At 52.7% G+C, this 19,454-nt stretch carries 15 protein-coding genes; 9 read left to right on the plus strand and 6 right to left on the minus strand.

The features are described 5' to 3' along the window. Positions 1 to 6: 6 nt before the first annotated feature. The 4 genes from CFELI_RS06880 to CFELI_RS06895 all read left to right on the plus strand — a co-directional run bounded on the left by CFELI_RS06880 (position 7) and on the right by CFELI_RS06895 (position 3,020). The gene (locus CFELI_RS06880) at positions 7 to 936 is read left to right on the plus strand and encodes an ABC transporter ATP-binding protein (RefSeq protein ID WP_420869448.1); all 930 of its coding nucleotides are present in this window, start codon (positions 7 to 9) and stop codon (positions 934 to 936) included. A gap of 19 nt (positions 937 to 955) precedes the next feature. Further along, positions 956 to 1,735, plus strand: coding sequence for an ABC transporter permease (locus CFELI_RS06885; protein ID WP_277105632.1), 780 nt, complete (start codon positions 956 to 958; stop codon positions 1,733 to 1,735). A gap of 96 nt (positions 1,736 to 1,831) precedes the next feature. Continuing rightward, complete coding sequence (locus CFELI_RS06890) at positions 1,832 to 2,767, plus strand: COX15/CtaA family protein (RefSeq protein WP_277105631.1); 936 nt, start codon at positions 1,832 to 1,834, stop codon at positions 2,765 to 2,767. A 100-nt stretch (positions 2,768 to 2,867) separates the two neighbouring features. Next, a complete protein-coding gene (locus CFELI_RS06895; RefSeq protein WP_277105630.1) occupies positions 2,868 to 3,020 on the plus strand; it encodes a hypothetical protein in 153 nt (50 codons plus the stop codon). Positions 3,021 to 3,183: 163 nt separating this feature from the next. Here the strand turns inward: CFELI_RS06895 and CFELI_RS06900 are convergent, their stop codons facing one another. Further along, a complete protein-coding gene (locus CFELI_RS06900) occupies positions 3,184 to 4,116 on the minus strand; it encodes a heme o synthase (protein ID WP_277105629.1) in 933 nt (310 codons plus the stop codon). 596 nt (positions 4,117 to 4,712) lie between these two features. Between CFELI_RS06900 and tkt the strand changes: the two genes are divergently transcribed. From tkt to pgl, 5 genes are all read left to right on the plus strand, one after another. Beyond that, positions 4,713 to 6,803 carry a transketolase gene (gene tkt / locus CFELI_RS06905; RefSeq protein WP_277105628.1) on the plus strand — a complete coding sequence of 697 codons (2,091 nt, stop codon included), beginning with the start codon at positions 4,713 to 4,715 and terminating at the stop codon, positions 6,801 to 6,803. Positions 6,804 to 7,025: 222 nt separating this feature from the next. Continuing rightward, positions 7,026 to 8,108 carry a transaldolase gene (tal, locus tag CFELI_RS06910; protein ID WP_277105627.1) on the plus strand — a complete coding sequence of 361 codons (1,083 nt, stop codon included), beginning with the start codon at positions 7,026 to 7,028 and terminating at the stop codon, positions 8,106 to 8,108. A 152-nt stretch (positions 8,109 to 8,260) separates the two neighbouring features. Further along, on the plus strand, positions 8,261 to 9,835 hold the full coding sequence (gene zwf, locus CFELI_RS06915; RefSeq protein WP_420869447.1) for a glucose-6-phosphate dehydrogenase: 1,575 nt from the start codon (positions 8,261 to 8,263) through the stop codon (positions 9,833 to 9,835). Positions 9,836 to 9,849: 14 nt separating this feature from the next. Next, complete coding sequence (locus CFELI_RS06920; RefSeq protein ID WP_277105626.1) at positions 9,850 to 10,812, plus strand: glucose-6-phosphate dehydrogenase assembly protein OpcA; 963 nt, start codon at positions 9,850 to 9,852, stop codon at positions 10,810 to 10,812. A 182-nt stretch (positions 10,813 to 10,994) separates the two neighbouring features. Continuing rightward, positions 10,995 to 11,711, plus strand: a complete 717-nt coding sequence (gene pgl / locus CFELI_RS06925; RefSeq protein ID WP_277105625.1) for a 6-phosphogluconolactonase — start codon at positions 10,995 to 10,997, stop codon at positions 11,709 to 11,711. Positions 11,712 to 11,785: 74 nt separating this feature from the next. On the opposite strand, the gene CFELI_RS06930 is transcribed toward pgl, so the two are convergent. The 5 genes from CFELI_RS06930 to CFELI_RS06950 form a co-directional block, all read right to left on the minus strand. Further along, positions 11,786 to 12,814 (minus strand): hypothetical protein, encoded by a 1,029-nt coding sequence (locus CFELI_RS06930; RefSeq protein WP_277105624.1) that lies wholly within the window; start codon positions 12,812 to 12,814, stop codon positions 11,786 to 11,788. A 415-nt stretch (positions 12,815 to 13,229) separates the two neighbouring features. Next, the gene (gene secG, locus CFELI_RS06935) at positions 13,230 to 13,466 is read right to left on the minus strand and encodes a preprotein translocase subunit SecG (protein ID WP_277105623.1); all 237 of its coding nucleotides are present in this window, start codon (positions 13,464 to 13,466) and stop codon (positions 13,230 to 13,232) included. Between the two features lie 352 nt (positions 13,467 to 13,818). Further along, the gene (gene ppc, locus CFELI_RS06940) at positions 13,819 to 16,587 is read right to left on the minus strand and encodes a phosphoenolpyruvate carboxylase (RefSeq protein WP_277105622.1); all 2,769 of its coding nucleotides are present in this window, start codon (positions 16,585 to 16,587) and stop codon (positions 13,819 to 13,821) included. Between the two features lie 289 nt (positions 16,588 to 16,876). Continuing rightward, positions 16,877 to 17,659, minus strand: a complete 783-nt coding sequence (gene tpiA / locus CFELI_RS06945) for a triose-phosphate isomerase (RefSeq protein ID WP_277105621.1) — start codon at positions 17,657 to 17,659, stop codon at positions 16,877 to 16,879. A 288-nt stretch (positions 17,660 to 17,947) separates the two neighbouring features. Further along, positions 17,948 to 19,162 (minus strand): phosphoglycerate kinase, encoded by a 1,215-nt coding sequence (locus tag CFELI_RS06950; protein WP_277105620.1) that lies wholly within the window; start codon positions 19,160 to 19,162, stop codon positions 17,948 to 17,950. Positions 19,163 to 19,454 lie beyond the last annotated feature (292 nt).

Below are 19,454 nucleotides of genomic sequence, written 5' to 3' on the forward strand. Positions count from 1 at the left end.
TTGCTTGTGACTGTGTTGGATCAATCTCAGGTATATGCCCTTGAGCTGAATAATGTTGAAAAGTCTTTTGGGGCTGTGCGTGCTGTTAAAGGCGTGAGTTTGAAGGTGGCTGAAGGCACCGTGCTTGCGTTGTTAGGGCCGAATGGTGCCGGTAAGACGACGACCATTGAGATGTGTGAGGGTTTTCAAAAACCTACGTCTGGTTCCATTCGGGTGTTGGGGCTAGATCCGACGTCGCAGCCTGATCAGGTTCGTGCCCAGGTGGGCATCATGCCGCAGGATTCTGGTTCGTATTCGGGGATTAAGGTGGCAGAAATGCTGCACCTGGCAGCTTCCTATAATGCGAATCCACTAGATCCCGAGTGGTTGTTGAATTTGGTGGGGTTGGACAATGTGCGTTCGACAACCTATCGAAGGTTATCGGGTGGCCAAAAGCAGCGTTTATCCTTGGCTCTTGCATTGATTTCGAGGCCGCGACTTGTTTTCCTTGATGAGCCTACGGCGGGTATGGATGCTCAGTCCCGGTTGTTGGTGTGGGAGTTAATTAAACAACTTCGCGCTGATGGGGTGACTGTGGTGCTGACGACTCATGTGATGGATGAAGCCCAAGCGTTGGCGGATTATGTGGTGATTATGGATCATGGCGAGATTGTGGCTGAAGGTAGTTGTTCGCAGTTGCAGCATGCCACTGCTCAAGTGCTGCGTTTTGAGACTGATCGTGATCTTGATCTGTCCTTGCCGCTGTGGCAGGAATTAGGTGTGGAGGCGCTGCGTCCGCGGGTCTATGTGGTGCGTGTGCATCCTGATCCTGATGTGGTTGCGCGTGTGGCAGCGACTGCTGCGAAGGAACAGGTGTTGATCAGTTCGTTGTCGACTGATTCACGCAGTTTGGAAGATGTGTTTTTGGATTTGACTGGGCGCGAGCTGCGCAGCTAGAAAGGCGATGGTGACTATTATGCAGGACAATGCTGTTGAGCACAGTTTTGAACCGGGTACTTTTCGCCCTTCGCCGCAGCGTGCGCATCCTAGTGCTATGTTGCGTGCCCAAGGATTGATTGAGGCGAAGCTGTTTTTACGCCACGGCGAACAATTGCTGTTGAGTTTCATCATTCCAGTGGGCATGTTGTTGGTTGTTGGGCTTGTGCCAATGATCAAGCATGCTGAGCCGTTGACTGTGGGCTTTCCGGTGATGTTAGCGATTGCGGCCATGAGTTCTGGTTTTACCGGGCAAGCGATTGCCTTGGCCTTCGATCGACGCTACGGGGCTTTGAAGCGCACGGGTGCGTCGGGTGTTCCGGCGTGGACGATTATTGGTGGCAAAATTATCGGTTTGGTCGTGGTTTCTGTCCTCCAAGCTGTGATTTTGTCGGTCGTGGCGATGATGCTTGGATGGCATGTCCCGGTTGTTGCTGCTCTCGTGGGTTTTGGGGTGTTTTTCTTCGGTGTGGCATGCTTTACGGCTTTGGGCATGCTGATGGGTGGCACTTTGTCCTCTGAGTTGGTGTTGGGTTTGGCCAATTTGGTGTGGCTGTTGTTGGTGGGTGTTGCTGGATACTGTGCGTTTAGTGGTGTGGATGTTTCGGGCTGGTTACTGGCGATTCCGTCGATTGCGTTGGCTGAGGGGATTAAGGCGGCGTTTGCGGGACTGTTTCCTGTTGCTGCACTTGTGAGTTTGTTGCTGTGGACAGTGGTGGGGATATTGGGTGCTGCGAAGTGGTTTAAGTTTGCTGACTAGCGTGTAAGAGTTTTTGGGTGGGATATCCCACAACTGTTGGGTTGATGGTTGTGGGTTTTAAGGTTTTTGGGTGGGTGGCCGGTAGAATGGTTGCTTGTGACTAGCACTGTTTCGGAGAAAAAGAATCGTTGGAACCCTACTGTGGCTGTGCAGAAAAAGCTGGCTTTGTTGCTGCTGTGCGCGCAGGGCGGGATCACGGTAACAGGTTCCATTGTTCGTGTGACAGGTTCGGGTTTGGGGTGTAATACGTGGCCGAATTGTCATGAGGGGTCGTTGGTTCCGATTCAGGGGGCGGCGCCGGCGATCCACCAAGCTATTGAGTTTGGCAACCGCATGCTGACTTTTGTGTTGGTGGCGTGTGTGGTTGCTGTGTTTGTTGCTGTGTTGATGGCTAAGCGTCGCCGTGAGCTGGTGGTTCATTCGGTGATTCAGGGTGTGGGCGTGATTGCTCAGGCTGTGATCGGTGGTGTATCTGTTTTGCTGGAGCTGCGTTGGTGGTCGGTGGCGGTGCATTTCTTGCCGTCGATGGTGTTAGTGTGGCTGGCAGCGATGTTGTATGTGCGAATCCAGGAACCTGATGATGTTGCACCGGTTCGTTCCTATCCTGCGGCGTTGCGGGTGTTGGCGGCGTTGTGTGCTGTGGGTTTGTCGGTGGTGTTGATCACCGGCACGATGGTTACTGGTGCGGGTCCGCACTCGGGTGATTCCGGTGTGGGCATGGAGGGCCGTTTAGAGGTCGATATTGACTGGATTGCTCATGTTCACGCGTGGACGATGTACACATTCTTGGCGGTTTTGGCACTGTTGTTTGCGTCGTTGTTGATTCACCGCGTTGCACTTGAGGTGCGTCGTATTGGCTGGATGGTCATGGTGGTAGTGGTCATTCAGGCGCTAATTGGTATTGCGCAGTATCGTTTGGGGGTTCCGCGCTGGAGTGTGCCGGTGCATATCGGTATGAGCTCTGTGGTTGTGGCGTACTGTTCGTTTTTATTTACGTTGGGTTGGCGTCGCACCCCTAAGCCTGTAGCGTAGGCTTTCCCTTACTTGCTGTACTGCCCCTGTGCGTTGCTGTGCAACGTGTGCATGGGGCAGTTTTTGCCTCTGTTGTGTCGGTGTCCGGGTGCGTAGACGAATGTATCCGCAGCTTATCCGTGCTCGTGCGGATGATTCGCGAGTGTGTGCATGGTTGATCGTGGCTTCGATGCTTGTCGACGTCGTCACGCATGTGTGCCGTGCCTGCAGCGCTGAGAAGTGGCTGGGGTTGTACGCGGGGAAGATAAGCTGAGTAGCTTCGCGCGTGGGCAGGCTGGGACGGGGCGGCTTAAGTTCTAGTGGTCGTGGAAACACCTAACACATGTCAGGTGTTTCCACGACCTCTAGAATTCGCCAGGATTCTAGGTATAAAAAATCCCCCACAATGACTGTGAGGGAAGGACAATGCTGCCGTGTTAGAACAAGGTGAGGTTCCAGTTGAGCATCTCACCAATAGTTTCAAGACCCATCACTGCATCGATGGAAAGGCCAACGAACAGCAATGCAAGGTAGTTGTTGGAAAGGATGAACAGTTTCAGTGGTTTGACCTCTGCGCCATTCTTCACACCGTTATGAAGATGAATGGCCATCAGCAGGAACCACACACCAGTCACAATCGCAACAGCGGCGTAAATCCAGCCAGCAGCTGGAATGAGCAGCGCAGTGGTCAACACCGTAGCCACGGTGTACCACACGATCTGGCGAGTCACCTGGGATTCAGTGCGCACAACGGGGAGCATGGGAACGCCGGCAGCTGCGTAATCCTCTTTGTACTTCATCGCCAACGCCCATGTGTGAGGTGGGGTCCAGAAGAAAATAATCATGAACAATACGATGGCTTGCCACCACTGTGAAGGCGCAGCAACCTCAAGATTGTCCTTGATTACAGCCCAGCCGACAAGAACCGGCATACAACCTGCAGCGCCTCCCCACACAATATTCATGTGGGTACGACGCTTGAGAAACTTTGTGTACACGAAGATGTAGAAAGCGATCGTGATCATCACGAAAATTGCAGCGAGCAGCGAATTACACAGCAGCCACAAGAACAAGAAGCTTAAAACAGTCAGCGTCCACGCAAAAATAGTGGCATTTCGATTGCTCACAGTATGGCGAACCAAAGGCCTTGCACGCGTACGGCCCATCTTCTGATCGATATCAGAATCCGCCACCATATTAAAGGTATTCGCTGCCGCGGCGCCCATCCAGCCACCGATCACCGTGAGCAAAATCAACGCAATATTGTTTTCACCACGTTCAGCCTGCAACATCGCGGGAATGGTAGCAACCAAGAGGAGCTCAATGACCCGGGGTTTCGTCAACGCAATATAGGCCTTGATCGTCTCCAAGGGGGTTCTCCTCCACAAAATCTTCACTAAGAATAAACAGTTTTAACAAGTCCACAGGCCATAATCACGCATCTTGATATGCGCAAACCATCTATGTTTAAGCAGGATATCAAGGCGAAAAGGCTACTTGTCACACAGTAGTCGGACGTGAGGACTGTTTAGTTCCCGGATTCAACAAAATTTATGCACAAATCTCAGGCACGCAACTTCCGCGCAACCTCATCATGGTAGCGCTGATTGTTCATTTTCCCCACTTCGACAGCCTGAAATGGTGCTTTGGCCCCATCCAGCCACCCCAGCAATCTAAAAAATACTTAAGAGTAGGGGTGGGCGGAGACAAGCACAGCACAATTGCTCACAACCCACACCGCTCCCCCGCTAAAAATGCAAAACCGCTGGTGTAAGAATCAACACAGTGAAGTTTCTTGAGCAATTTCAGCGCTTGCGCCCCTGTTAGGGCTAGAGTGTTGTATGGGGACACAAGTGTCGTTACACGCTCGAAACCCCCATGGAAAAATTTCACAATCTTGTACTAGCCCACCTGCCCCAACAAGCACAATGTGTTTGAACAAAGCTGAAGGACGGAATCTCCCATCGTGTCTTTGCCCCCAGAACTCGCGAAATACACAGTCCGAAACTACCCACAAGACTGGACCGAACTAGACACCCGCGCCGTCGATACCACCCGCATCCTGGCTGCTGACGCCGTACAAAAATGCGGATCGGGTCACCCAGGTACCGCAATGTCACTAGCCCCATTGGCCTACACCCTGTTCCAGCGCGTGATGAACCTTGACCCCGCCGACACCGACTGGGCTGGGCGTGACCGCTTTGTACTTTCCTGCGGACACTCCTCCTTGACCCAGTACATCCAGCTATTCTTGGGCGGATTCGGGTTGGAAATGGACGATCTCAAAGCGTTGCGCACGTGGGGATCACTCACCCCAGGTCACCCTGAATACCGCCACACTAAGGGTGTCGAAATCACCACCGGCCCACTCGGCCAAGGTTTAGCCTCCGCTGTTGGCATGGCCATGGCGGCTCGCCGCGAACGTCATCTGTTCGACCCTCACACTCCAGCCGGGCAGTCCCCCTTCGACCACTACATTTACGTCATTGCTTCCGACGGTGACCTGCAAGAAGGCGTCACCGCCGAAGCGTGCTCCTTGGCAGGTACCCAGGAGCTGGGCAACCTCATTGTTTTCTGGGACGACAACCGTATCTCCATTGAAGAAGACACCCAAATCGCTTTCACCGAAGACGTGTGTGCCCGTTACCGCGCGTACGGCTGGCAGGTCATAGAAATCGACGGCGGCGAAGACATCGTTGCTTTCGAAAAGGCAGTAGCCGAAGCACAAGCTGATACCTCTCGCCCAACCTTCATCCGAGTGCGCACCATCATTGGTTACCCAGCACCAACCATGATGAACACCGGTGCTGTGCATGGTGCAGCTCTTGGCGCTGCCGAAGTTGCCGCCACCAAGGTGGAATTGGGCTTTGACCCCGAGGTTGATTTCCCCATGACCGAAGAATTGCTGGCGCACACCCGTCGCCTTGTTCAGCACGGTGCGAACAAGCACGCTGAATGGCAGCAGAAGTTTGACCAGTGGGCAGTGAACAATCCTGAAGCAAAGAAGCTGTTCGACCGCATGTCGACCCGTACTTTGCCTGACAATTTCGATGCGGATCTTCCCACCTGGGACGCTGGCGATTCCGTGGCAACCCGTAAGGCCTCTGAGGCAACCATCCAGGCATTGGCTGCGAAACTTCCAGAGTTCTGGGGCGGCTCCGCTGACCTGGCAGGCTCTAATAACACTGTGGTCAAGGGTGAGCCATCCTTCGGCCCAAGCACTATCACCACGGATACGTGGACTGCAGAACCAGGTGGCCGTAACCTGCACTTCGGTATTCGCGAGCACGCCATGGGTTCCATCGTCAATGGTATGGCTCTGCATGGCGGCACCCGCCCCTACTGTGGTACCTTCCTGATCTTCTCTGATTACATGCGCCCTGCCGTGCGCTTGGCTGCTTTGATGGGAACCGACGCATACTACGTGTGGACCCACGATTCCATTGGTTTGGGCGAAGACGGCCCAACCCACCAGCCAGTTGAGCAGCTTGCGACACTTCGCGCGATTCCCAACATGTCGATGCTGCGCCCTGCCGACGCCAATGAAACTGCGGCAGCGTGGCGGGCCGCCTTGCTATACAAGGCAGCACCAAAGGGCATTGCTCTAACCCGTCAAAATGTGCCAGTGCTGGAAGGTACTAAGGAAAAGGCAGTTGAAGGTGTAGCCCGTGGCGCATATGTTTTGGTCGAAGGATCAAAGGCTACTCCAGATGTGATTCTGATGGGCACCGGTTCTGAGGTTCAGCTGGCCGTTGAGGCTGCCAAGCAGTTGGAATCTGAGGGCATTGCTGCCCGCGTTGTCTCTGTACCTTGCTTGGATTGGTTCGAAGAGCAGGATGCTGACTACCGTGAGTCTGTTCTCCCAGCAGCTGTGAGAGCTCGTGTGTCTGTTGAAGCAGGTATTGCGATGCCTTGGTACCGCCACCTCGGCACCCGCGGACGCGCGGTGAGCTTGGAGCACTTCGGTGCTTCTGCGCCATACCAGAAGTTGTTCGACGAGTTCGGGATTACCACTGCTGCAGTCGTTGCTGCTGCAAAGGATTCCTTGAGCGCCTAATTATTCCACCAATCCCCTCCCGCACGCAGTTTTTGACAATATCTCTGTTGCGAGAGTGGGGTCCATGGTGGAGGTCGTTGCTGGGGAGATTCGTGGCGAGAGAGAAAAAACTCACAGTGATTCTCCCCTCTTAGCTCTAGTCACGGGAAAGGTTGTCACACTAGTATCAGTGGAAGCCTTTCCCGTTTTGTTCAACATATAGTGAAAAAGATAGGTATTACGATGAACGCAATTACACAGCTGGCGCAGGTTGGCACTTCGACGTGGTTGGATGATCTAAGCCGCGAGCGCATTGAATCGGGCAACCTATCAGAGATCATCGCGAGCAAGAATATTGTGGGAGTGACCACTAACCCGGCTATTTTTGCTGCTGCTATGAGCAAGGGTACTGCGTACGATGCTCAGATTGATCAGCTGAAAGCAGCTGGGGTGAAGGCTGATGAAGCCGTGTACGCCATGAGCATTGAGGACGTGCGTGCTGCTTGCGATCTGTTTGCAGATATTTACCAACACAGCGCGGGCGCAGACGGTCGGGTATCGATCGAGGTCGATCCGCGTACTTCTGAGGATGCGGATGCAACGCTGGCGCAGGCGCGACAACTGTGGAAAAAAGTTGATCGTGAAAATGTGATGATCAAGATCCCAGCGACAGAAGGCTCCCTTCCCGCAATTGCTGATGCTTTGGCGGAGGGTATTAGTGTCAATGTGACGTTGATTTTCTCTGTTCCCCGCTACCGCGAAGTGGTTGCTACGTACATCAAGGGCATTACTCGTGCTGCGGAAGCAGGCTTGGATGTGTCCAAGATTCACTCGGTCGCTTCATTCTTCGTGTCCCGCCTAGATACTGAGGTGGATCGTCGCTTGGATAAGATCGGTACTGAGCAGGCGCTTGCGTTGCGTGGCAAGGTTGGTATCGCCAATGCTCGTCGTGCATATGCGGTTTTTACTGAGCTTTTCGACGCCGCCACACTGCCTGAAGGCGCGAATCTGCAGCGCCCACTCTGGGCATCTACCGGTGTGAAGAACCCCGAGTACCCTCAAGATTTGTATGTGCGTGAATTGGCTGGTGCTCACACTGTGAATACGATGCCAGAGTCCACCATTGATGCTGTCCTTGCGGGCGAGAATATCAATGGTGACACCCTTTCGGGTAGGGCGCAGGCCGCTGAGGATTTGTTTAAGGAACTAGAAAATATCGGTATTGACTTCGAAGATGTTTTTGCACTTCTTGAGCGTGAAGGTGTGGAGAAATTCGTGGCAGCCTGGAATGAATTGCTCGAACTGATGGAAGCGCGATTGAGCTAAGCGTTTTCCTTCAGAAACAATGGATGTGCCTACCTGACTACTATGGTCGTAGGCACATTTTTCATTCCACATCTATGTGATTGTGTAAACGTATGTGGACGTGTGGCAGTGGGTTATGTGCTACCAACCTTCCACAGGTAGACTGCTAGGACGTGAGTGAAAGCGTGAGTAACCAATCGGATACGGAAGCAAAATTTTCATCCGCGCCATGGGAAAATCCATTGCGCGATGCGGGCGATAAACGCCTCCCCTTAATCGCAGGCCCATCCGGAATGGTCATTTTCGGTGTCACCGGCGATCTAGCGAAAAAGAAGCTACTTCCAGCAATTTATGACCTCGCCTCCCGTGGGCTTTTGCCCGCAGGTTTCCCATTGGTGGGATACGGGCGTCGCGACTGGTCGAAACAAGATTTTGAGCAGTATGTTCTTGAAGCCGTGAAAGCTGGTGCACGCACGGAGTTCCGCGAAAACGTGTGGCAGCGTTTGGCTGAGGGTATGCACTTTGTCAAGGGTAATTTCGATGATGATGCAGCGTTTGATGCCTTGGCCGCACAACTGAAGGAATTGGATGCATCCCGTGGCACTGCTGGGAACTGGGCTTTCTATCTTTCTGTTCCACCGGACTATTTCTCTGACGTGTGTCACCAGTTGCAACGTTCAGGGATGGCTCACGCGCAGGGGCATGCGTGGCGTCGTGTGATCGTCGAAAAGCCTTTTGGCAATGATCAACAGACCGCACGGGAACTGAACAGGTTGATTAACTCTGTTTTCCCTGAAAAGTCAGTGTTCCGCATCGACCACTACTTGGGTAAAGAAACCGTACAGAACATCATGGCGCTGCGTTTCGCCAACCAACTGTTCGACCCATTGTGGAATTCCCACTACATCGATCATGTGCAAATCACCATGGCTGAGGATATCGGCTTGGGTGGACGCGCCGGCTACTATGACGGAATTGGCGCCGCGCGTGACGTCATTCAGAACCACCTTATTCAGTTGCTGGCTTTGGTGGCGATGGAAGAACCTATCGACTTCACCCCTGAGCAACTCCAGGCCGAGAAAATCAAGGTGCTTCGAGCTACGTCTCCTGTGGAGCCTTTTGCTAAAACGACCGCTCGTGGTCAGTATGCATCGGGTTGGCAGGGCAGCGAATATGTTCAGGGTTTGCGGGAAGAAGAGGGCTTCGATCCGAATTCAACCACCGAAACCTATGCTGCTTGCACACTGCAGATCAATTCGCGTCGCTGGGCTGGTGTGCCGTTTTATCTGCGTACCGGTAAGCGTTTGGGCCGTCGCGTGACCGAAATCGCTTTGGTATTTAAAGATGCACCTCACCAGCCTTTCAGCGAGGGTTCGCGCCATGCGCAGGGCCAAAACGTGGTGGTTATTCGTGTGCAGCCTGATGAGGGTATGCTGATGCGCTTCGGTTCCAAGGTGCCAGGTTCTGGCATGGAAGTTCGTGATGTGAACATGGACTTCTCCTATTCGGAGGCTTTCACTGAGGAGTCCCCAGAAGCCTACGAGCGTTTGATTTTGGATGCGTTGTTGGATGAAGCGTCCCTGTTCCCAACAAATGAAGAGGTGGAATTGTCGTGGAAGATCCTCGACCCCATCTTGGAGTATTGGGCGCAGCGTGGCCAACCTGAAGAGTATCCAGCTGGTACGTGGGGTCCGGAATCGGCTGACCGGATGCTCGCACGCCACAATCGTGCATGGCGACGCCCTTAAGGAGTAAAAGAAGAATGATTTTCGAACTACCAAACTCTGATACGAGGGAAATTGCCAAAACCTTGGTGCGTATTCGCGACAACGGAGTGCAATCCACCACCTCGCGTGTACTGACCCTCATTGTGGTTGCTAAGGCCACCGATGATCTCAGCGCTGTGATTGATGCGGCTAAGGATGCTTCACGCGAGCACCCATCTCGTGTGATTGTTCTTGTCACCGGTGATGCTCATGCTGAGCACCGCTTGGATGCTGAGGTGCGCATAGGTGGCGATGCGGGTGCCGCTGAGTTGATTGTGATCCGTCTGAACGGTGAAGTTGTTCATCATCTCGTTCATGTGGTCACTCCCCTTCTTCTTCCTGATACCCCCATTGTGGTGTGGTGGCCCTTTACTGCCCCTGTTCATCCTTCGGAGGATCAGCTGGGTAAAATTGCACAGCGCCGCATCACAGATGCAGAGTTTGATCCGTTGGTGGATGCTTTGTACAACCGCCGTAATGCCTACGCCCCCGGCGATTCCGACATTTCGTGGGCGCGACTGACCCCTTGGCGTGGTGTGTTAGCGTCCGCTTTGGACCAGCCACCGCACGAGATGGTGGTGGAAGCTAAGGTTTATGGCCCGGCTTCTTCCCCATCGGTGGATCTGGCTGCTGGTTGGCTGGTTGATCGCTTGGGCGTGACTGTCACGCGAATGATCACCCCAGAATCACAGCAGCATTGTGGTTGTTCGAAGCGTCGCAATGTGGTTCCTGTGATGCGTGCCGAGTTGATCCGCCCCTCGGGAACGATTGTGTTGGAAGCGTGCGATCATAATGAGACTATTGCAGTGACCATGCCAGGTCGCGCGACTGCGAAAGTTGCGGTGAATCTGCGTACAGAAGCTGATTGTTTGGCTGAGGAACTGCGTCATCTCGACCCAGATTCCGCTTACGAGCGCGCCCTTCATGGGTTAACACGCGTGTACTACCCTGTGGTGTAGTGAAAAACTTTCGCCCATGTGCTCTTTCATAGCCTTGGCTTTGTGGGATAAACTTTGTTCCTAAGGCCAAGGCTTATGCCTTTTCTTGATAGCTATTCTCACAAGTTTTTTACTATGCGAATGGTTATCGCATTGTCCGTGAATTTCTTTTTCCTCTTTTTAAGGAGTTTGACTAAAACACCATGCTTGAAGTTCTGAAGCTTGATTCTCTCGACGAGGTATGCAAACAGGCAGCCGGTGATTTTGCCAAGGTTGTGCGTGATGTGAGCAAGAATGGGGGCAAGCATGGCGATGGTCTCGCCCGCGTGGTACTCACCGGCGGTGGCGCAGGTATTGGGATGCTGCGTGAGCTGAAAGATGCCGATATCAACTGGGAACTTGTGCATGTGTTCTTTGGTGATGAACGCAATATCGATGTCACACATCCCGATTCTAACGAGGGACAAGCCCGCACCGCGTTGTTAGAACATGTGGACATTCCGGAGGCGAATATTCACGGTTACGGGCTCGGTGGTGTGGATATGGCTGATGCTGCTGAGGCTTATGAGGCTGTGCTGAAGGATTTCGCTCCGCAGGGTTTTGATTTGCACGTGCTAGGAATGGGTGGTGAGGGGCATATTAATTCCTTGTTCCCCCACACCCAAGCGGTCGCAGAGGAAACGAAGCTGGTGCTTCCCATCTACGATTCGCCGAAACCCCCGAGCGAAAGGGTAACACTCACGTTGCCGGCTATCGCACGCTCGACTAAGGTGTGGCTGTTAGTTGCCGGCGAGGAAAAAGCTGAAGCTGCCGCGCATGTGGTGCGGGGGTCTTCCGCGTCTGAGTGGCCTGCTGCTGGTGCTCAGGGGAGCGAGCAGACACGTTTGTATCTCGCGCAGAGTGCTGCTGGCTTGCTGTAACGCGTATCGACGCCCCATACTTGCTTCCCCTCCGAGAAACAGGGAGTAAAGTATGGGGTGTTTTTGTTGGGACTTTAGCGCTCTAGAGGTGCTGTGTTTTTCACAATGCGCAGGAGATACAGTCCGAGAAGGATGATGAAAAACAGCGCGATAGCGCTCACGATGAGCATCCGTTTTTTCACCGGCCCAGTGGGTGACGTCAGGACCTCGCTGGGGCGTACGGTAGCTGAAATTCGGGGCTGTTCAGTCGGTTGATTAGTAGGCTCCACCGCAGTGGCATCATATTTATCAAACTCTTCTGCTTTGCCGCACTGGCGTAGTGCAAAAGTTTGTTTCCGTACCACTGCCGCGTGAATCTTCCGGAATGTACGCAACAAGGGTGCGACAAGGGTTTGTTTTTCTTCAGGGATACCGGCGAGAATCTGCTCATGGTACTGCTCAAGCCGCCACATAATTGTTGTGGCTTGAATTGCGAGTGCAACTTGGTCAGATTTTTTTGCTTCGCTTGAAGGGTAAATGCCCGGTGTTTCGGCGATTTGGCGCATCCATTCTTCAAAGTCATGGTCGGTGACATCGGGAAGTTCTTGCACTGGGATGCGCCAGGAACGACGGATGGAGTTCACGAAATCTTGGTCTGCGTAACGTGCACGCACCAACACAGTCAGGTGCCAACGGAACCACGACACATCGGCGCTACCAAAGCCCACGTTGCTCAGTTCTGTTTCCACCCGATCCAGTGCTGCCAAATAATCTGGGTTTACAGGAGTGAGGGACGAGTGGTCGTGCGCAAAACCTTTGTCAGGACTCGGGACAGCAGAAGTGATGTCTCCCCCACCAAGTTCGCCGTAACGTTTGAGAGCTTGTTGGGAAACACCTGTGGTGGCAAAAAAGTGATCGAGCGTGGGTGATACGGTGCTGCGGATCAACAAGGCAAATTCATCGCCGTGATCCTCTTCTTTTTTCACCGAGAACACGCAGTGTGTGCCATCATAGACAACCGAGTAGTTAATAGGGTCGTCGTATTCGCCTTGCGCCAGCGCTGGCTGGATTGCTGAGCCCGCAACGCACAGTGCAGTAAGTGCGGTGGCAGCAATTCGCCTCATGAACTTCCTCTCAAAAATAATAGGGGCTTTATCAAAATTGTTAGGGAATCAGCTAAAGGAAAAACCATAACGCTCTCATTTTAACTGTGTTTATCTTAAGCTGCATGAAATACTAGCCAAGACAACCCTTGTTTTCTTACACGTGCACCCGAGCCTTCATGCATTGAGGTGACATTGAGCAGTGTTTCACTCACCAATTGCGCTGCCGTTGAGCTTTCATGCGCACATGCTCCCCAAGCACGGTTCGTCTCCACGTAACGGAAAACGCCCACAATGCCGTGCACTGCGGGAATGTAGACCTGTAAACAACACCACGAGTTTACACAGTATTCTCCGGAAAAATAAAATCTTCTACTCACGAAAAACCCCTGAACATGTACTGTGACACATTCAGGGGAACGTACATTTGGGAAAACTAGACTGCGTAGGCCTGCACCATGTTCAGTGCGATAATGCACACGATCCATACCAAACCGGTGAAAATGGTGAAACGGTCAAGGTTTTTCTCAACCACGGTGGAGCCGGAAAGATTCGACTGGACACCGCCACCAAAAAGGCTTGACAATCCGCCGCCCTTACCACGGTGCAAGAGCACGAATAGGGTCATCAGAATACTGGAAATAACCAGAACGATCTGGAGGGCGAGAACCATCTACTTAAACCTTCATTCTAAACACTCGTACCAACCCGCAAAACAGCCGAGGAACTTCTTGCTTTCAAAAAAGCACATTGCGGGCATGCCAGTTACATCTCGTCAATAATACACCACCACTCAGGTTCTATTGGTAATCGGCTGCGCTCTCCCCCACACCCAACCACCACCAATAACAACACAATGCTTTTCCATAGTAACGCCCAGAAAGGCAAAAATTAGCCTGTCAGTATCTCCTGTGACGATGAGCTACCGACAGACTCTTCACCTTTGCTGATTGAGTATGTGCCCGCGAATGCATATTCAAAAGTGAAGAAAACCTTCGTCACAACTACACGTGAGCACACCGCCATTAGCCAGAGTTGCGCAAAGCAGTAGCGAGACCATTCATCGTCAAGCGGATACCGTAACCCACATTCGGATCATCTTCCTGATCGCGGTACCTGCGAAGCAACTCAATCTGAATCACGTTCAGCGGCAGCAAATAGGGGTAGCGCCGACGTACCGAACGAGCCATCTGCGGATTCTCATCCAGCAACTCCTGCGAACCCGTAACCGCTAAGAACATCTTGGTAGTCAACTCGAACTCCTCAACAATCGTCGAGTATATGCGTTGAGCAGCCTGTTGATCTTCCACTAAATCGGCGTACAGTCGTGCCAAGGTCAACTCCACCTTGCTCATCACCTGAGCCATGTTCTGCAGCACAGAACGGAAGAACGGCCACTTTTGATACTGCTGCTGCAAAGTAGCCAGGCGCTGCTGCGCATCTTCGCCCTCGCCAATCCACTCCTTTACAGCGGTACCCACACCGAACCAGCCAGGCAACATCACACGCGACTGAGCCCAGCTCAAAACCCACGGGATTGCACGCAGATCCGAAATCGCCTTGGTTTGCTTCCGCGCCGAAGGTCGCGAACCGATATTCAATGACCCGATTTCAGACAGCGGGGTTGAGGAAGTGAAATACTCGATAAAACCTGGGTCCTCATGCGCAAGCGCCGAGTACTTCCGCTGGCTTAACTGCGAAATCTCCCGCATAATCTCATAGGCTTCTTCACGGGAATCATCGGGAACATACGTCCGCAACAAGGTTGCTTCAATCGTGGCAGAGACCAACGCTTCCAAATTCCTGCGGGCAGTTTCTACCGATCCATACTTCGCAGAAATAATCTCACCCTGCTCAGTAATACGCACCGCACCATGGACCGCACCCCGCGGCTGCGCCAATAAAGCCTCATAGGAAGGGCCACCGCCACGGCCAACCGTGCCACCACGCCCATGGAACAAGCGCAACGTAATCCCGTGTGCGCGGGAGAGACGAACGAGCGCGGATTCGGCGTCGTAAAGCGCCCAGTTTGCAGCAAAATAGCCACCATCTTTGTTGGAATCAGAATAGCCCAACATCACTTCTTGGATATCACCCCGCTGCCGCACATAATTCCGGTACAGCGGAATACTCCACAACTGCTCAAGGATGGTCGCCCCAGCCTGCAAATCCTCAATAGTCTCAAACAACGGAATGATATCCATCGTGCCCGTCGGAGCATCAGCCTGCGCACGAATAACGCCACACTCCTTCAACAGCACCATGGCCTCAAAAATGTCCGAAACCGACTGCGCCATCGAAATAATAGAATGCGGAATCATCCGCGGACCAAACGCGGAAATAGAACGCTTTGCCTCCGCCAACAAATCCAATTCCCGCTGCGTTGCCTCACTAAACTCACCCCCGTCAGGTCCCAACAACGGCCGTGGCGAAGAAAGCTCCCTCAACAGCAACTCCACTTTCTCATCCTCACTCAAGCCCCGATAATTCTCAGCAACCTGGGCGCGAGCAAACACCTCAGTGAGAATGTCTTCGTAACTCTCAGAGTTTTGACGCAAATCCATCGAGTACAAATGGAAGCCAAAAGTAGAAACGGCAGTGGAAATATCAGCAAGGCGATGATCGGCAATCACATCATCACTGCTGGCACGCAGCGAACGCTCAATAATGCGTAGATCGTCGAGCACCTGTTCAGGCTTCTCGTAGGGTTGATGAGCCCTAAACCACGTACCCTCAACAGCATCTTCACCAATTAAATGTGCCAAAGTCGACATCATTCGACCGCGAATACCGTGCACAGCGCGCCGATACGGCTCATCTACACGGCTTGGAATATCATTCAAGCCCAGCTTCGCAAGCTCCATCAACTCATCGCTGACCGAGGATAAGCGATCAGACAAACTCAACTCATGCTCAAGTTGATGCAACTGCCGGACGTAAAACTTCAAAACAGTTTCCGACGCACGAGTAGTGGCATATCGCAAGGTTGCGGCTGTGACATAAGGATTACCATCGTGATCCCCACCAATCCACGAACCAGGTTTGATCACCGCCGTGCCAACACCAGACACCCCATAATGCTGCCGTAACTGCTTGCCTACCTCACGGTTAAGCTCAGGAATTGCCTGCAACAACGACAGCGCATAATAGCGCAAACCCACTTCAATTTCGTCCTCGATGCGTGGCCTAGCCACCCGAATCAGAGCGGTTTGCCACAAAGAAGTCATACAGCGTTTAATATTGGCTTCTACCTCAGCCAGACGAGAATCCGTGAGTGCATTGTGAGGCACCGACACAATAGCGTGACGTTTCTTCAGCTGGTCGGAAATATACTCCTGAGCATCGAATACGGTACGACGACGAGTTTCAGTCGGGTGTGCGGTCAGAACCGGTGCAACTTCCGCATGCTCCAACATCGACGCGATGGCTGCGCCACTGACTTCCGACTCTTTTAGCTTGCGCCAAGTCGCATCCAAAGTAGAATCTGGCGCTGGTAGACCTGCTTCCAAATGGGCCACATGGCTGGCATTATCGTGCAGATCCTCGACCACATTGGCAAGAAGCGCAAAATGGTAAAAACCGCGGGCGATAGGAATAAACGATTCCGCACTCCCACCACGAAACATGCCGACAAGCTCATCCATATCAGCTTTGCCTTGGGCCACACGAAACGCAGCCTGACGGGCAGCTTCAACTTGGAGGTAGACCTCTTCGCCTTCCTGCTCAGCAATAACATTACCCAGCAGTCGACCTAAATAACGGATGTCTTCTTTGACAGAAATAGTGGTTGTCATCAACTCACAAAACCTTCACTTTGGCTTATGCAGATACAGGTCGGCTCTTATTGCCCCCAGCTTTCACAAGGGCACACACTACCTCGACAAGTCCACCTATATCTTGTGAAAATATATGGAAGAAAAAACACCAAAGTTGAGGTATGCACCCAACGTGACCACACCAGTCACTGGCTAAGCTTGCGCCCTCATACCGGTAACGGCACACACCTCAACTATGGACGTTTGTTCTGCACTTTCTTTGTCGCTGGACTAAAACAGCGACAAAGAAAGCGGGCAGGCGATGGTTTTAGTTCAGGCCACCTGCAGCTTGAGCAGCGAGGCGAGCAAAAGCTTCACCATCTAAAGATGCGCCACCCACGAGGCCACCATCAACATCAGGCTGGCCAACAATCTCAGCTACGGTTTCTTCCTTGACGGATCCACCGTAGAGAATGCGCATCGACTCAGCAACCTCAGCGCCAGCCAGTTCAACCAGCAAACCGCGAATTGCAGCGCACACTTCTTGCGCATCAGCAGCAGAAGCAACCTTGCCGGTACCAATAGCCCACACAGGTTCATACGCAATCACGGTGCGTGCGAGTTCCTCGGAATCCAATCCAGCCAAGGACTCGCGGGTTTGCTCCACAACGTAGTCCACGTGAGTTCCTGCCTCACGGATTTCAAGAGGCTCACCAACACAGACAATTGGGCTCATGCCGTGAGACAAAGCAGCCTTAGCTTTTTGCGACACAAGCAAAGACGTTTCACCGTGGTATTCGCGGCGTTCCGAGTGTCCAACAACAACCCAGGTGCAGCCAAGCTTAGCCAGCATAGATGCGGCAATTTCACCGGTGTATGCACCAGATTCATGGCGGGAAACATCCTGAGCACCGTACGTGATCTTGAGCTTATCCCCTTCGATGAGGGTTTGCACTGAACGAATATCGGTGAAGGGCACGGTGACTGCGACGTCAACCTTCTCGTAGTATTCCTTCGGCAAAGCGAATGCGAGCTTTTGCACGCAAACCGTTGCCTCAAGGTGGTTGAGGTTCATTTTCCAGTTACCGGCAATCAAAGGCTTACGAGCCATAGTTACTGAGTCCTTTCGGAGTTCACGTCGAAAATTCAGTGTGAAATTGTGAAACAAAGTGTGTAATCCGCCTGCCTGTAAGTGTGCATAGTGCTTATCGACGCCGTCGCAAGCGCCCCAGCATGGTGGGGTGGTCGTACAACACGGTGACTTTGCGGAATTGGACTAAAGCTTACGTACAGGTGCGGGAGCATGTGTGGGAAAGACCGTCAGCTTTCACACACATATGCTTTTTGTGCGCAGCGATCTCGTATTAGATCATTGTTTACTGCAATGATGAGCTCAAGCTTAGCTTTCTAAAACAGTGACGCCAGGAAGTTCCTTGCCCTCAAGGAACTCAAGAGAAGCGCCACCACCAGTGGAAATGTGGCTGAAACCTTCTTCATCCAAGCCCAGAAGGCGAACTGCGGCGGCGGAATCGCCACCGCCGACAACAGAGAACGCACCCTTAGCGGTGGCGGCAATGATGGCCTCAGCTACACCGCGAGTACCAGCGGAGAACGCCTCGAACTCAAACACACCCATGGGGCCGTTCCAGAATACGGTCTTCGCGGTGCTCAACACATCGGCGTACAGCTTGACGGTTTCAGGACCCACATCCAAAGACATCCAGCCAGCAGGAATAGCATCAAGGGAAACAACCTTGTTTTCTGCATCAGCAGCAAAACCATCTGCAGCAATCAGATCCACTGGCAGCACGAGCTTGTCACCGAAAGTTGCCAGAAGCTCCTTGCACTTGTCAATCTGCTCTTCCTGGAGCAAAGAAGCTTGCACATCAATACCCTGAGCAGCAAGGAAGGTGTAGCACATGCCACCACCGATGATGATCTTGTCAGCCTTTTGAGCCAGCGCCTCAATAACACCGAGCTTATCGGAAACCTTCGCACCGCCAAGAACAACTACATATGGACGCTCAGGAGTTTCGACGATCTTCTTCAAAACGTCGATTTCCTTCTGCACCAAACCACCAGCGTAATGAGGTAGGCGCTGCGCCACATCGTATACAGATGCCTGAGCGCGGTGAACAACACCGAAACCATCAGAAACAAATGCGCCGTTCTCTGCTGCAAGTGCCACCAGCTGGTCAGCGAATTCGCCACGCTCGGCAGCGTCTTTGGAGGTTTCGCGCGGATCGAAACGCACGTTTTCCAAAAGCAAAACATCGCCATCATTCAAGCCGTTTGCACGCTCGTGTGCGTCTTCACCAACCACATCACCTGTGAGTGCAACGTACTGACCCAATGCTTCAGACAAAGCTTCAGCAACTGGTGCAAGGGAGAACTTTTCATTGACCTCGCCCTTTGGGCGACCGAGGTGCGCCATAAGGATCACGCGGGCGCCGGCGTCGACAAGCGCTTGGATGGTTGGAAGAGATGCGGTGATACGACCAGCATCGGTGATCTCGCGATCATCGTTCAAAGGAACATTGAAATCGGAACGAACGAGAACGTGACGGCCCTCAACGCCTTCAGTGATGAGATCATGCAAAGTCTTAACAGACATAGAAAATTTCCAACCTTTCCGAATAAGAGGAAAAAACGGTGAAGAATAAAATTTGTTACCAACGAACACCTAGCTGCTACCTTACATCGGAAAACAAATAGGTCTTCGCTATGAAATTGTACTGTGATCAATCTCGCGCACAGCACCCCCCCCATTTTTCGCAGGCGATGGCGGGAATGCGGGCAATCATGATCCCTTGAAGATCAGTGTATGCAAAAGTCCCGGCGCACACGTGAAGTTATGCACCGGGACTCCCCCATTTTCACACTTACATCAAACTCACGCCCTGAAG

It is taken from the genome of Corynebacterium felinum (assembly GCF_030408755.1).
In the GTDB taxonomy this organism is placed as follows: Bacteria; Actinomycetota; Actinomycetes; order Mycobacteriales; family Mycobacteriaceae; genus Corynebacterium; species Corynebacterium felinum.